Raw genomic sequence first — 14,627 nt, forward strand, 5'->3', positions numbered from 1 at the left:
GACAGATGGAACCAGCGCGCTAGGCTCCTCTTCCAACCATAAAATAGAGGTTTCGCACCCGATGCGCCTTCGTTCCTTCGCCTTCGCTGCCACCTTTGCCCTTGCCCTCGCCGCCCCCGGCCTCGCCTCCGCCGAAGCCGCCCCCGCCATTACCGGGGAAGCCATTCGCGCCGACATCGGCTTTCTGGCCGACGACCTGCTGGAGGGCCGCGATGCGGGCACGCGGGGTTATGACATCGCAGCCCGCTATGTCGCTGCGCGGTTCGAGACGTTGGGCCTGAGGCAGGCCGTGCAGGATAGCTGGTATCAGCCGGTGACGCTGGCTGTCGCGCAACTCGACAAGGCATCCGCCCCCTCCATGATCATCGGCGGAAGGCGCTTCACCAATGGCGATGACGTCGCGATCGGCGCCTTCGGCCGCGAGCCGAAGCAGAGCCTGGAGGCGCAGGCGGTTTTCGTCGGCTATGGCCTGAAATCGGCCCGCCAGAAGATCGACGACTATGCCGGACTGGACCTGAAGGGCAAGTTCGCGGTCGCGCTTTCCGGCTCGCCGGTCGGCATGCCGAGCGAGATCGGCGCGCATCTGGCCGCCGAAAAGTCATTCGCCGCGCAGCAGGCGGGCGCCATCGGCCTGATCACCATTCCCACCGCCGCCACGCTGGCCCGGACGCCCTGGGACAATCTGCGCGCAAGGGCGCAGAATCCGATGGTGAGCTGGATCGACAAGGACGGCCACCCCTATGTCCGCACCCCGGGCATTCGCGGCACCGGCACCGTGCACGGCGCGGCCGCGGACGCGCTGTTCGCCGGGTCGGGCAAGACCGTCGCCGCGATCCGCGCCCAGGCGGAGAAGAAGGGTGCGCGGCCCAAAGGCTTTGCGCTGAAGCCCGGCGTCCGCATCGACCGCGCCAGCAGCGTGGAGACTGCGCCCAGCCGCAACGTGCTGGCGGTGCTGCCCGGTTCCGACCCGGCGCTTTCCCATGAATATGTGCTGCTGATGGCGCATCTCGACCATCTGGGCATCAGGGAAAGCGCCAAGGGACCGGACAAGGTCTATAATGGCGCGATGGACAATGCCTCTGGCGTAGCGACGATGCTGGCGGTGGCGAAGGCCTTTATCGAGAGCGGCGAGCGGCCGAAACGATCCATCCTGTTCGCGGCGGTCACGGGGGAAGAGGACGGGCTGCTCGGCTCGCAATATCTGGCCCGCAATTCGGTGTTGCCCGCTGGCGGCAAGCTGGTGGGCGTGGTCAATCTCGACATGCCGATCCTGACTTATGATTTTCAGGATGTGATCGCCTTCGGGGCCGATCATTCGACCCTGGGGCCGATCGTGGAGAAGGCGGCGAAGGCCGAAGGCGTTTCGCTCTCGCCCGATCCGCTGCCGTCCGAGGGGCTGTTCACCCGGTCCGACCATTATCGCTTCGTGCAGGAGGGGATTCCCGCCGTGTTCCTGATGACGGGGTTCGCCGGGCCGGGGAAAGAGGCGTTCGAACATTTCCTGAAGACTGACTATCACCAGCCGTCCGATCAGATGAGCCTGCCCTTCCACTGGGAGGCGGCGGCGAAGTTCGCCAAGGTGAACTATGCCATCGCCCGCGAAATCGCGGACGAGCCGCAGGCGCCGCTCTGGTACAAGGGGGATTTTTTTGGGGATGCCTTCGCGCCGGATGCGCCCAAGGCGGTGAAACCATGAATGATGTGGTGAATTGAAGCGGGATAAGGATATTTGCGTAGGGCCTCTTGTGTGGCTTTTATGCAACATTACATCGTGATCCAGCTTCACGAAGGGGAACATGATGAACCTCGAAAAATTCACTGACCGCGCCAAGGGTTTCCTACAGTCGGCGCAGACCGTCGCGATCCGGATGAGCCATCAGCGCATCGGCCCGGAGCATCTGTTGAAAGCGCTGCTGGAGGACCAGCAGGGCATGGCGTCCGGCCTGATCAAGGCGGCGGGCGGCGATGCGGGCATGGCGCTGCGCGAAACCGATGCGGCGCTGGCCAAGGTGCCCGCGGTATCGGGCAGCGGGGCGCAGCAGACGCCGGGGCTGGACAATGATGCGGTGCGGGTGCTGGATTCTGCCGAGCAGGTCGCGGCCAAGGCGGGGGACAGCTTCGTCACGGTCGAGCGGCTGCTGCTGGCGCTGACCCTTGCCACCACCACGGCGGCGGGCAAGGCTTTGGCGGCGGCCGGGGTGAAGGCGGAGGGGCTGAACACCGCGATCAACGCTCTGCGCGGCGGGCGCACCGCCGATACGGCGGGGGCGGAGGATCGGTACGACGCGCTCAAGAAATTCGCCCGCGACCTGACCGAAGCGGCGCGCATGGGCAAGCTGGACCCCGTCATCGGCCGCGACGAGGAAATTCGGCGGACGATCCAGATTCTCGCGCGGCGGACCAAGAATAATCCCGTGCTGATCGGCGATCCCGGCGTCGGCAAGACCGCCATCGCCGAAGGGCTGGCGCTGCGCATCGCCAATGGCGACGTGCCCGATACGTTGAAGGACCGCACGCTGATGGCGCTCGACATGGGGTCGCTGATCGCGGGCGCGAAGTATCGCGGCGAGTTTGAGGAGCGGTTGAAGGGCGTTCTGGACGAGGTGAAGGGCGCGGAGGGGCAGATCGTCCTCTTCATCGACGAGATGCACACGCTGATCGGCGCGGGCAAGTCCGAGGGCGCGATGGATGCCGGCAATCTGTTGAAGCCTGCGCTGGCGCGGGGCGAGTTGCATTGCATCGGCGCGACGACGCTCGACGAATATCGCAAATATGTCGAGAAAGACCCGGCGTTGCAGCGGCGGTTCCAGCCCGTCTTCGTGGGCGAGCCGACGGTGGAGGACACTATCTCCATCCTGCGCGGGTTGAAGGAGAAGTACGAACTGCACCATGGGGTGCGGATCACCGACGGCGCGATCGTGTCGGCGGCGACGCTCGGCAATCGTTACATCACCGACCGTTTCCTGCCGGACAAGGCCATCGACCTGATGGACGAGGCCGCCAGCCGCCTGCGCATGGAGGTGGAGAGCAAGCCGGAGGAGATCGAGACGCTCGACCGGCGGATCATCCAGTTGAAGATCGAGCGGGAGGCGCTGAAGAAGGAGACGGACAAGGCTTCGCAGGATCGTCTGGCGGCGCTGGAGGAAGACCTTGCCAATCTGGAGCAGCAGTCAGCCGAACTTACCCAGCGCTGGCAGGCGGAGAAGGACAAGATTGCGGGCGAGAGCAAGCTGAAGGAACAGTTGGACGCCGCGAGGGTCGAACTGGACCAGGCGCAGCGGGCTGGCGATCTGGCGAAGGCGGGGGAGCTGGCTTACGGGCGGATTCCGGAGCTGGAGCGCAAGCTGGAGGAGGCGCAGAACGTCACCCAGGGCGCGATGCTGCGCGAGGAAGTGACGCCGGAGGATATTGCTTCGGTGGTCAGCCGCTGGACCGGCATTCCCGTCGACAAGATGATGGAGGGCGAGCGGGAGAAGCTGCTCGCCATGGAGGCGGAACTGGGCAAGCGCGTGATCGGGCAGGCCGATGCGGTGAAGGCCGTGTCGACCGCCGTGCGCCGGTCGCGGGCGGGTTTGCAGGACCCGAACCGGCCGCTGGGGTCGTTCCTGTTCCTGGGGCCTACGGGCGTCGGCAAGACGGAGTTGACCAAGGCGCTCGCCGGATTCCTGTTCGACGACGACAGCGCGATGGTGCGCATCGACATGAGCGAGTTCATGGAGAAGCATTCGGTCGCCCGGCTGATCGGCGCGCCTCCGGGCTATGTCGGTTATGAGGAAGGCGGCGTTCTGACCGAGGCGGTGCGGCGGCGGCCCTATCAGGTCGTGCTGTTCGACGAGGTGGAGAAGGCGCATGGCGACGTGTTCAACGTGCTGTTGCAGGTGCTGGACGACGGGCGGCTGACTGATGGCCAGGGTCGCACGGTGGACTTCACCAACACGATCATCGTGCTGACGTCGAACCTGGGCAGCCAGTTCATCGCGTCGCTGGCCGATGACGAGCCGGTGGAGAAGGTCGAGGATCAGGTGATGGATATCGTCCGGGCGCATTTCCGGCCGGAATTCCTGAACCGGCTGGACGAGGTGATCCTGTTCCACCGCCTGGGCGCGAGCCATATGGCGCCGATCGTGGATATTCAGGTGGCGCGGATCGGGAAGCTGTTGAAGGACCGGAAGGTCACGCTGGACCTGACCGACGGGGCGCGGGCGTGGTTGGGGCGGGTCGGTTATGACCCGGTCTATGGCGCGAGGCCATTGAAGCGGGCGGTGCAGCGTTATTTGCAGGATCCGCTGGCGGATTTGATTTTGCGCGGGGAGGTGCCGGATGGAACGACCGTGCGGGTTGATGAGGGGGATGGGGGGTTGGAATTGAGTTTGGGGTAAAGCGCAATCGCGCTCCGACAAAAGGCTAGAGCGCTTTGTGCCGGAAAGAAAAAGGGCCGCTTCCTTGCGGAAGCGCCCCTTCTTTTTGCAGTTGGAACGTTGGATCAGAATTCCAGCGAAGCGCCGAGGCGCACATAGCGCGGAGTCTGATAGGCGCTGACCTTGCCATAGTTCGGATCAGCCGTGCCGCCGTCAGTTTCGCCAACTTCGCGGAAGTCGACCTTCGATTTGAAGTTGAAGACGTTGAAGACGTCAGCGCGCAGCGTCAGGCCGCCCATGACCGGCAGCTTGTAGACCAGGTTAAGGTCGATCTGCTTGCGCCAGTCGCTCTTGAACGCATTACCACGGCCGATCAGCGACGTCGGGAACTGGCCCTCGAGCACGCCGCCCTGCGAAACGCCCTGGGCGTTCGTCGTCGCGGGAGCAACCTGCGTGCGGCAATACCAGGAACCAGCAAGGCTGGTGATGGCACGGCCCGCGCCACCCACGGCCGGATCATAGACACCGATACAGCCATAGCGACGGGGCGACTGGAGGAAGCCGAACACGCCAACGGTGAAGTTGTCGGACACCGCATAGGAGCCATAAACCTTGAAAGTATGGCGGCGATCGTTCGGCAGATAGCCGTTCGCGCCGTCCATCCAGCCGGGTTCATCGAAGTCAGTCGTCAGTCCGGTATCATCCTGCCCATTATCCGACTTCACTCCGCCTTCATAATTGCCGCGCGACTTGGCCCAGACATAGGAGCCAGCCAGCGAGAAGCGACCATCCCATGCGCGATCGAAGGTGAATTCGACCGCATCATATTTACGCTTGGCCTTCGGATAGCCGCTCAGCGCGGCCGGAATGGTGATCTCGGTCAGGTTGCCGTCGCCGACCAGGTCAACATAGGTCACGATATCGCGCCCCGGGTTGATCAACACATAATCGCCACCGCCGCCGATTGCAGCCGGGGTCTCACCCGGGCGACAACCATCGACGTTTTGCGTGTCGCAGAAGGCCGCGATGTTCCAGGACAAATCAGCGTCTTCCAGCACCGACTTCAGCCGTTTGCGGATATAGTTGACGCCAAAGGTCCAGCGATCGCCCACGCGCTGCTTCACGCCGACGATGATTTCATCTTGATATTGCGGCTTCAGATTTTGTGAGGTCAGAACCCGCGCGTCCGCTTCATCCGCGTTACTGCTGGACAACACATCGAAGCGTACCGACTGGCCGAGGATCGGCAGACCGGTGTTGGGATCGATACCGTTCAGGTAGAAATATTCCTGCGTGAAGGTTTCGTTGCCACCCAGACGGATGTTGGTGTTGGCTGCAACAGGCAGATAATAACGGCCGAAGAAGGCGTTGAAGATCGTCCGCCCGTCACCGAACGCGTCATAGGTCGCGCTGAGACGCGGCGCGATATTGTCGGACAGCTTCGTGAAGGACTTGCCGTTTCCGGCAAAGTTCTGGAAGGTTTCGGACCGAACGCCCAGACCCAAGTTAAGACGATCGGTGATGTCCCAACTGTCCTGAATATAGAAGGCGGTGTTCTTCGATTTGAACGAACCATTAGCGAAGCGGAAACGCTCGCGAACATAAGGCTGGCCAGCGGGGATCAGCCCCCCCAGAGCACCAGCAGCGCCCGGCGTCGGGTAGAGCAGATAATAAGCGCCGCCCGAATAGAATTCATTGGCTTCCGCATAGAGCCGTTCCTGGTCGAAACCAGCCCTGACATTATGCTCACCCAGAGCCGAGAAGCGAACGTCGGCGTCGATTCGGAACAGCTTGCGCTTATCCTTGGCAGTTTCGACCGTACCGTCAGGATGTCCAGAAACCTGGACCGCCGTACCGCTGCGCTGATCGACAATATAGGGCCGAGCACCGGAGCTGGAACGCTTATAGTCCGTGACGCCATAAAGGGCGCTAACCGTCAGCCAGTCCGTCAGTTCGCCCGTATATTTGCCGATGATGTTCTGACCGCCATACCGACTGACGAAAGGCGTTGCCGAAGCGGCAGGCGCACCGGGCGTACCGCCTGCTGGCGTATTGGTCACGAAGGAGGTGAAAGTGCCCCGCTCAGTCTCGTTATTCTTGAAATAGGTCAGTTCGAGATGGTGACCATCCACCGGAATGAAGTCCAGCTTCCCGCCGAAGAATGGCTCGCTGTTCTTCGAGTATATCTGCGACTGCGCCGTGGTAGTCGAACCGTCAGGATTGAGGCTGGTCACAGCCGTCGTGCGGTCGAACCGGCTACGGAAGCGCGGATTGAAGAAGCCGAAGAAGAAGAGGCGGTCCTTGATGATCGGACCAGATGCCCAGATATTGCCCTCGTAATTCTGGCGTTCATCATCCTGGTTCAACGCGGCATAGGTATTGGGCGCATTGTCGCGCAGGAAGCTAGGCTCCCAGTAAATGCTCATGCCGCCCTTCATCTCGTTCGAACCCGAACGGGTCGTGGCGATGACGGCGCCGCCGGTGGCGCGACCATATTCGGCTTGATAGCCGCCGGTCTTGATCTGGACTTGATCGTAAAATTCGAACGGCACCGTGCCGCCGCCAACACCCGTCCGGAAGTTGGTGACGTTCATGCCATTGATGTAGAAGATGTTTTCGGCAACCGAGCCGCCGCCAATGGAGACGTTGGAAGGCGAAGTGTTGTTGTCGAACGCCGTGTCACCATAGCCGGACTGAGGCGCGAGCAACTGGATGCCCGTGATCGACCGCTGCACCGGGATGCGCGCGAAGGTTTCCTGCACATTGAACACCGAGCCCGTGGCGGCCCGCGACACGTCGACCTGGATCGCGCGGGCGCCCGTTACGACGATGGTCGATTCAGTGCCGGTGGGATAGAGGCGAAAACTGAAGCCAGAGCCGCCAAGGCTGACCTGAATCGGGCTGCTCTGGATCGATTCGAAGCCATCTTTGGTCACGCTGACGTCATAGGCGCCGAGCGGCAACACGGAAATCGACGCACGGCCGTTCGCGTCCGTCGTGACCTGACGATTATAGCCTTGCCCGGAAGTCACCGTAACGGTGGCGTTCGGAACAGGCTTGCCGTCCTGATCGACGATGGTCGTATCCAAGCTGCCCGAAGTCAGGCCCTGCGCGGATGCAGGAGCGCTATGCATTCCCACGGCGACGACGCCTGCCCCCAGCAGGGCAAACGCCTGCAACGCCGCGCTTCCGCGCAGCAACGCATTCTTCGATGATATCTTCACTATCCAGTCCCTTGCTCTGGAGGTTCGCGGATTGACCCGCGCGCTCTTTTTTGACGCGTGAAGAGGGCGAAAAGAGCCCGACAGCAAACCCTCTTCACACGTGCTGCGCGATACTCTGCGCAGTCGTTTTATAAGTGTAAAGCAGAGGTGAGGGGCGAAATCCGCATTTGGCGGAAACTGTAGCAAATATGCCACAATCGCATAGAATGGCCGTTGAACGGACGTATAACAACTTTGTTATAGGCCTGTGTTTCCGGGGAAAATATTTGCATTCGGCGGGCCGCAACGAACGAAGAAAATTATAGTTCCGTGAAATATTAATTCAATTCGCTGGCATCGGTCCCGCCAGGAGGAGCGGGTCGATCCGCGCATCGTTCCACTTCATTCCCCAGTGGAGATGCGGTCCCGTGGCTCGACCGGTCGCGCCGATGGTGCCGATGCGTTGCCCCTGAATCACATGCTGGCCCTGAATCACGTCTATGCGCGAGAGATGCAGGAAGGCGCTGTTGAGGCCGTGGCCGTGGTCGATCATCAGCAGGTTGCCCTCCAGCGTGAAGGGGTGGGCGGCGGCCAGGATCACGACGCCGTCGGCGGGCGCGACGACGGGGTCACCTGGCGCGCCCGCGACGTCGACGCCGCCATGATAGGCGCCGGGCTGGCCTTGATAGATGCGCTGCGATCCGAACAGGCCGGAGATGCGGCCGGTGCGGGGCCAGATGAAGCGCTGGCGCCAGCCCTGGGCGTCCGTTACGACATTGCGCGCAGCGGCGATCTGTTCCAGTTCCGGCTTGCGTAGCGCGAGGAAGGCTTCGGTGCTTTTGGTGGGGCGCAGCGGGGCGTTCACCTGCTCTATTCGCCAGTCGCGGGGCGCGACGGTGAGGGAGCGGTCGAGCGGCGTGCCGTCGGCTAGGCGTCCGGTCAGGCGGGCCTGCGGTTGCGCGTCGCGGTCGAAGGCGATCAGGAAACGGCCGTCGGCATCGACCGGCACTGGCTGCCCGTCGAAGCGTAGTTCGGCGGTTCCCTTGGGCGCGGTGCCCAGCAGGGTGCCGCCCTGGACGGGCTGGCCGGTCAGCATCGGTTGCGCGGGCGGGGAAGCTCCAGCCGCCATGCCGGTCATCGCCAGCGCGGCGGCGGCGATCCAGCCCTTCATGGACGAACCGGCATCTTACAGGCCACGGGCCTTCAATTCGGCCTGGGCGGAGATTTCGGCGCTGGCATAGGGTTCCTGCCGGGCGATGCTCCAGTAGCGCAGGTCGTCCAGCGGGATTTTCCGGCCACTGACGGCGCAGACGACATGGTCGCCGGTTTGCAGCACGCGGAAGCTGTAGGCCATATAGTGCAGCCGGGCCGGGCGGTTGCGGTTGGACATCAGCATGGGATCACTCGGCCTTTCTTGCGCAACGGGGTCATCTGGAAAACAGGTCCTGCTGGCCGGTTTCCTTGCCCTCGCGGGGTTTGCGCGGGGGGCGTGATGGGTTCGATATAGCTTCGGCTGGCGGCTTCTCAAGGGGCGCGGCGCCTTCGATGGTCGCGCCGACCGCGCCGTCGCGGAAGTGCAGGCTGACCGCGCCCGCCGCCTGCGCGTCCGCCACGGATTTCACCAGCCGGTCGCCCGCCATCACCCGCGCAAAGCCGCGTTGCAGCGGCAGGTCGGGATTGACCGAGGTGAAGAGCCGCGACAGCCGGTCGAAGGCGGTCGCCCGGTCCCGATAGACGCGCTCCAGATAATCGGGGCGTAGTTGCAGCCGGGCCACGCGCTCGGCGGCGCGGCTGACATATTGGCGCAGCAGCGCGGGGCGCAGCGCGCCGCTCGCCTGGCCCAGATGCGCGCGGGCATCGGCGATGCGGTGCCGCAGGGCGCTGGCAAGGCCGTCCGACAATTGGTCGAGCCGCTGGCGCTGGGGCGCAAGCAGCGTGTCGGGCGTCGGCATCAGCCGCGCCTGCATGTCCAGCCGTTCGCGGGCCTGCGCCGCGCCGCGCCGCACGGCCCGGTCCATTCGCAAGCCTTGTTCGGTCAGCATCGCCAGCAGCTCCGCCCGCACCGGCACGGCCATCTCCGCCGCTGCGGTGGGCGTGGGGGCGCGCATGTCGGCGGCATAGTCGCACAGCGTCGTGTCCGTTTCATGCCCCACGGCGGAGATGATCGGGATCGAGCATTCGGCCACGGCGCGGACGACGATTTCCTCGTTGAAGCTCCACAAATCCTCTATCGATCCGCCGCCCCGCGCCACGATCACCAGATCGGGCCGGGGGATGGGGCCGCCGGGCTGCATCGCGCTGAAGCCGCGCACCGCCCGCGCCACCTGTTCCGCCGCGCCCTGCCCCTGCACCAGCACCGGCCAGAGCAGCACCTGCGTCGGGCAGCGATCCGCCAGCCGGTGCAATATGTCCCGGATCACCGCGCCCGTGGGCGACGTCACGACGCCGATCACCCGTGGCATGAAGGGCAGGCGGCGCTTGCGGTCGCGGTCGAACAGTCCTTCGGCGGCGAGTTTCTGCTTGAGCTTTTCCAGTAGCGCCATCAGCGCGCCTTCGCCCGCCAGTTCCATCCGATCGATCACGATCTGATATTTGGAACGACCCGGATAGGTGGTGAGCTTGCCGGTGGCGATCACCTCTACCCCGTCCTGCGGCGCGAAGGGCAGGCGTGCCGCCCCGCCCTTCCACATCACGCCGTCGATCACGGCATTGTCGTCCTTCAGGCAGAGATAGATATGGCCCGACCCCGCCCGCTTGAAGCCGGAAATCTCGCCGCGCAGGCGGACATGACCGAAACGGTCCTCCATCGCGCGCTTCAGCAGGGCCGACAATTCGCTCACCGAAAGCGGCGGCGCGTTGTCCCCTGAGCGTTCCTCGGCTAACAGGCGCCCCGAGACATCATATCCAGCTTCATATTCCGGGGACATGGGCGAAATGAACATCCTTCTGTTGGGCGGCGGCGGCCGCGAACATGCTCTGGCGTGGAAGCTGGCGCAATCGCCCGCCCTTTCCACCCTTTATGCCGCGCCTGGCAACCCCGGCATAGCCCAGCATGCGACATTGGTCGACCTGGATGCCACGGATCATCGCGCCGTCGTGGATTTCTGCCTGCGCCATTCGATCAGACTGGTGGTGATCGGGCCGGAAGCGCCGCTGGTCGACGGGCTGGCCGACAATCTGCGGGTCAAGGGATATCCGGTGTTCGGTCCCGGCAAGAAGGCGGCGCAACTGGAAGGGTCGAAGGGCTTTACCAAGGATTTGTGCAAGCGGGCGGGCATCCCCACCGCCGCCTATGAGCGCGTCACCAGCAAGGACGGCGCGATCGCCGCGTTGGACGATTTCGCGCTGCCGGTGGTGATCAAGGCCGACGGGCTGGCGGCGGGCAAGGGCGTCATCATCGCGGAAACGCGGGAACAGGCGGTCGAGGCGATTGAGGACATGTTTTCCGGCGCGTTCGGTTCGGCGGGCGCGGAAGTGGTGCTGGAAGAGTTCATGACCGGGGAGGAAGCCAGCTTCTTCGCCCTGACGGACGGCAGCGCGATCCTGCCCTTCGGATCGGCGCAGGACCACAAGAGGGTCGGCGACGGCGACACTGGTCCCAATACCGGCGGCATGGGTGCTTACAGCCCGGCGCGGGTGCTGACTCCGGAACTGGAGGCGGAGGTGATCGAGAAGATCGTCCGTCCGACGGTCGACACGCTGGCGGCGGAGGGGACGCCCTATAGCGGCGTGCTCTATGCGGGGCTGATGCTGACCGGGGAAGGGCCGAAGCTGATCGAATATAATGCCCGTTTCGGCGATCCTGAATGTCAGGTGCTGATGATGCGTTTCGACGGCGATCTGGTCGAATTGCTGCTGGCGGTGGCGGAGGGGCGGCTGGCCGAACAGGGGCCGGTGCAACTGGCGGATCGCACTGCGCTGACCATCGTCATGGCCGCGAACGGCTATCCGGGCACGCCGGAAAAAGGCGGCGCGATCAGCGGCATCGATGCGGCGGAAGCCAGCGGGGCGCGGGTGTTCCACGCGGGCACGGCGGACAAGGATGGCGCGATCGTCGCCAATGGCGGCCGCGTGCTGAACGTCACCGCGACCGGCGAAACGGTGAAGACGGCGCAGGAGGCGGCCTATCGGGCGGTGGACGCCATCGGCTTCCCGACCGGCTTCTGCCGCCGGGATATCGGCTGGCGGGAAGTCGCGCGGGAGGAAGCAGCGCGCTGATCCTCTTGCGGCGCGCCCTCAACCGCCCTTAAATAGGCCAAATTCAGTCAGGGAGGGACGAGCGATGCAGGAATTTTTCATGGACTATGGCCTGTGGCTGCTGATCGCGCTGTTGGTCATTATCGGCGTCGTCTTCCTGCTGTCCGGACGCAATCGGCCGAGCGAGCCTGTTGTGCCTGCGGAGGTGAAGAAGGCGGCCGCGCCTGCTCCCGTCGCCTTCGAGCCGGTCGCGCCGGAACCTGTCGCCGCTCCGGCTGAACCCGCCGCGCCGCAGCCGATCCCGGTCTCGCCCGCCGTCACTACCCTTTCCAGCGGTGCGGACGACCTGCTGAAGCTGAAGGGCGTCGGCCCCAAGCTGAATACGCTGCTGATCGAACTGGGCGTCACCCGCTATGCGCAGATCGCCGGGTGGAGCGACAGCGACATCGCCGCCATCGATGCGAAGCTGGGCAATTTCAAAGGCCGCCCGGTGCGCGACCAGTGGATCGACCAAGCGAAATATCTCGCCGCTGGCGATACCGCCGGGTTCGAAGCCAAATATGGGAAGATTTGAGCGATCAGGCGGGTAAGGGCGCTTTCAGCAGCGTGGGAGAAGGCGGCTAGTGTTCCGCGTCTTTTCGCCCTCACCCTTCCGCCGTGCTGTGCACGGCTCCCTCCCTCTCCCGCTGGGAGAGGGAATATTATGGGCTTAGGCTCGCCCTAATATTTCCTGGGCGCGGGGGGCCAGCCGTTCCGTCGCTGCGGCGTGGACGCCCGGCGCGGCGCATAGCAGGCCGAAGGCGGTCGGCTGCGGTCGGTTGAAGGAAAAGGGGTTGCCGAGCGCGTCGGTGACGATGGCCCCCGCCTCCTGCGCGATCAGCGCGGCGGCGGCGACGTCCCATTCATTGCCCCAGCGCACCGTGGCGACCAGATCGGCCTCGTCCGCCGCCACCATCGCCATGCGCAGCGCGATGCTGTTGGGCTTGTGCACGGTGACGAGATCGCGGTCGTAGCGGGGAAGCTGGTCGGCGGGCACGCGCGAACCGGGAAGGACCGCCCGCGATCCGGCCTGCAAGGTTCGTCCGTTGCGGGTCGCGCCTGCGCCGGACTGAGCGATCCACAATTCGTTGCGGGCGGGCGCGGCCAATATGCCGAAGCGCACCGCGCCATGTTCCACCAGCGCCACCGACACGGCCCAGCCGGGCCGCCCGCGCAGATAGTCCCGCGTGCCGTCGATGGGATCGACCACCCAGACGCGGGGCAGGCCGAGCCGGTGGACGGTATCCGCCGTCTCCTCCGACAGCCAGCCCGCCGACGGATCGATGGCGTAGAGCCGTTCGCGCAGCATCGCGTCCAGTTCCAGATCGGCCTCGCACACCGGATGGCCGGGCACCTTTTCCCACTGGCGCACGCGGGTCTCGCCGCCCGCCCAGAGCGTCAGGGCGCGGTCGGCGGCGTCGGAAACGGCCGCCACCACGTCGCGCAGGGGGATGTCAGCCGCCGGCAACGGTCATCCCGTCGACGCGGATGGTCGGCACGTTCATGCCATAGCGGAAGGCGAGGTCGTTGGCGGGGACCAGCGCCCGGAACATGTCATTCAAATTGCTGGCGATGGTGATTTCCGACACCGGCTGGCCCAGTTCGCCATTTTCGATCAGGAAGCCCGCCGCGCCCCGGCTATAGTCGCCGGTCACGCCGTTGACGCCCATGCCGATCAGTTCGGTGATGTACAGGCCGCGCTTCACGCCCGCCATCAATTCGCCCGGCGACAGCGCGCCCGGCTCCATATGGACGTTGGTGACGCCCGCGCCCGGCGCGCCGCTGCCGCCGCGGCTGGCGTGGCCGGTCGGTTCCAGCCCCAGTTGCCGCGCCGAGGCGCTGTCCATCAGCCAGCCGGTCAGCACGCCCCGGTCGATCAATGCGCGGCGTTCCACGGGGAGTCCCTCGCCGTCGAAGGGGCGCGAGCGCAGGCCGCGCAGGCGCAGCGGATCGTCGATGATCGTGATGGCCGAATCGAACAGCGCCTCGCCCAGCGATTCCAGCAGGAAGCTCGACCGGCGGGCGATGGCGGGGCCGACCATGCCGCCGATCAGATGGCCGACCAGGCTGGAGCCGATGCGCGGGTCGAAGATCAGCGGCATCACGCCGCTGCCGACCTTCACCGGGTTCAGTCGCGCCACGGCCCGCTGCCCGGCGCGGGTTCCGACTGCGTCGGCTTCGTCCAGATCGGCGATGTGGCGGACGCTGTGGCTGGCATGGTCGCGCTGCATGTCCGCGCCTGTTCCGGCCAGCACGCTGGCCCAGGTGGAATGGCTGGTCCCGGCATAGGCCCCGGCGAAGCCATGACTGGTCGCGAGCGCCATCTGGCTGCGCCCGGTGGCCGCGCCGCCGCCCTCGCTGTTGGTGACGCCGGGCACGGCCCGCGCCGCTTCCTCGGCCAGCAGGGCGCGGGCGCGCAGCTCGGCCGGTTCCGGCTCGAACGGGTCGGTCAGGTCCAGTTCGGGCAACGCGCCCTTCAGCAGCCGGTCTTCGGGGGCGAGGCCCGCATAGGGGTCTTCGGGCGCCTGCCCCGCCATGGCGATGCAGCGGTCGACCAGGGTCGCCAATGTCGCGGGGTTCATGTCCGACGCCGAGATGCTGGCGGAGCGGCTGCCGATGAAGACGCGCAGGCCGATCTCCTCACCCTCCGACCGTTCGACATCCTCCAGCGCGCCGAGCCGCACCGACACGTTGGTCGAGGCGTTGCAGGCATAGATGGCGTCGGCCGCATCCGCCCCCGCCCGGCGCGCCGCCGTCACCAGATCTTGGGCGCGGGACTGGGCTTCTTCTAGGCTGAGCATGGGCTTGGTCGATTCCTGTGACGGGGGTG

Annotated in this window: 10 protein-coding genes; 4 read left to right on the plus strand and 6 right to left on the minus strand. The window is 65.2% G+C overall.

Annotation, left to right across the window (positions count from 1 at the left end; genetic code table 11):
• Positions 1–61 precede the first annotated feature (61 nt).
• Both BV95_RS05745 and clpB read left to right on the plus strand, forming a co-directional pair.
• On the plus strand, positions 62–1,696 hold the full coding sequence (locus BV95_RS05745) for a M28 family metallopeptidase (protein ID WP_037448582.1): 1,635 nt from the start codon (positions 62–64) through the stop codon (positions 1,694–1,696).
• A 103-nt stretch (positions 1,697–1,799) separates the two neighbouring features.
• Positions 1,800–4,379, plus strand: a complete 2,580-nt coding sequence (clpB, locus tag BV95_RS05750; RefSeq protein WP_037448585.1) for an ATP-dependent chaperone ClpB — start codon at positions 1,800–1,802, stop codon at positions 4,377–4,379.
• 104 nt (positions 4,380–4,483) lie between these two features.
• Here the strand turns inward: clpB and BV95_RS05755 are convergent, their stop codons facing one another.
• From BV95_RS05755 to xseA, 4 genes are all read right to left on the minus strand, one after another.
• A complete protein-coding gene (locus BV95_RS05755; protein ID WP_156028577.1) occupies positions 4,484–7,768 on the minus strand; it encodes a TonB-dependent receptor in 3,285 nt (1,094 codons plus the stop codon).
• Positions 7,769–7,904: 136 nt separating this feature from the next.
• Positions 7,905–8,732 carry a M23 family metallopeptidase gene (locus BV95_RS05760; protein WP_037448590.1) on the minus strand — a complete coding sequence of 276 codons (828 nt, stop codon included), beginning with the start codon at positions 8,730–8,732 and terminating at the stop codon, positions 7,905–7,907.
• A 15-nt stretch (positions 8,733–8,747) separates the two neighbouring features.
• On the minus strand, positions 8,748–8,957 hold the full coding sequence (locus BV95_RS05765; protein WP_037448592.1) for a DUF2093 domain-containing protein: 210 nt from the start codon (positions 8,955–8,957) through the stop codon (positions 8,748–8,750).
• Between the two features lie 31 nt (positions 8,958–8,988).
• Positions 8,989–10,488, minus strand: a complete 1,500-nt coding sequence (xseA, locus tag BV95_RS05770) for an exodeoxyribonuclease VII large subunit (RefSeq protein ID WP_037448594.1) — start codon at positions 10,486–10,488, stop codon at positions 8,989–8,991.
• Between the two features lie 7 nt (positions 10,489–10,495).
• On the opposite strand from xseA, the gene purD reads away from it, so the two are divergent.
• Positions 10,496–11,779 (plus strand): phosphoribosylamine--glycine ligase, encoded by a 1,284-nt coding sequence (gene purD / locus BV95_RS05775; protein WP_037448596.1) that lies wholly within the window; start codon positions 10,496–10,498, stop codon positions 11,777–11,779.
• Between the two features lie 64 nt (positions 11,780–11,843).
• Positions 11,844–12,332, plus strand: a complete 489-nt coding sequence (locus BV95_RS05780; protein WP_037448597.1) for a hypothetical protein — start codon at positions 11,844–11,846, stop codon at positions 12,330–12,332.
• Positions 12,333–12,467: 135 nt separating this feature from the next.
• Here the strand turns inward: BV95_RS05780 and BV95_RS05785 are convergent, their stop codons facing one another.
• Together BV95_RS05785 and BV95_RS05790 are read right to left on the minus strand one after the other, a co-directional pair.
• Positions 12,468–13,265: an inositol monophosphatase family protein gene (locus BV95_RS05785; protein WP_013848001.1), complete on the minus strand. Its 798-nt coding sequence runs from the start codon at positions 13,263–13,265 to the stop codon at positions 12,468–12,470.
• Positions 13,252–14,598, minus strand: coding sequence for a TldD/PmbA family protein (locus tag BV95_RS05790; protein WP_037448598.1), 1,347 nt, complete (start codon positions 14,596–14,598; stop codon positions 13,252–13,254). Before BV95_RS05790 ends, BV95_RS05785 begins: the two co-directional genes overlap by 14 nt.
• Positions 14,599–14,627: the final 29 nt, after the last annotated feature.

The sequence above is a fragment of the Sphingobium chlorophenolicum genome (genome assembly GCF_000722875.1).
GTDB lineage: Bacteria > Pseudomonadota > Alphaproteobacteria > Sphingomonadales > Sphingomonadaceae > Sphingobium > Sphingobium chlorophenolicum.

Bases quoted from the DNA above. Each gene is read 5' to 3' on its own strand.
- BV95_RS05765 (WP_037448592.1), bottom strand. From the start codon at position 8,957: ATGCTGATGTCCAACCGCAACCGCCCGGCCCGGCTGCACTATATGGCC.
- BV95_RS05760 (WP_037448590.1), bottom strand. From the start codon at position 8,732: ATGAAGGGCTGGATCGCCGCCGCCGCGCTGGCGATGACCGGCATGGCG.
- clpB (WP_037448585.1), top strand. From the start codon at position 1,800: ATGAACCTCGAAAAATTCACTGACCGCGCCAAGGGTTTCCTACAGTCG.
- BV95_RS05790 (WP_037448598.1), bottom strand. From the start codon at position 14,598: ATGCTCAGCCTAGAAGAAGCCCAGTCCCGCGCCCAAGATCTGGTGACG.
- BV95_RS05745 (WP_037448582.1), top strand. From the start codon at position 62: ATGCGCCTTCGTTCCTTCGCCTTCGCTGCCACCTTTGCCCTTGCCCTC.
- BV95_RS05780 (WP_037448597.1), top strand. From the start codon at position 11,844: ATGCAGGAATTTTTCATGGACTATGGCCTGTGGCTGCTGATCGCGCTG.
- purD (WP_037448596.1), top strand. From the start codon at position 10,496: ATGAACATCCTTCTGTTGGGCGGCGGCGGCCGCGAACATGCTCTGGCG.
- xseA (WP_037448594.1), bottom strand. From the start codon at position 10,488: ATGTCCCCGGAATATGAAGCTGGATATGATGTCTCGGGGCGCCTGTTA.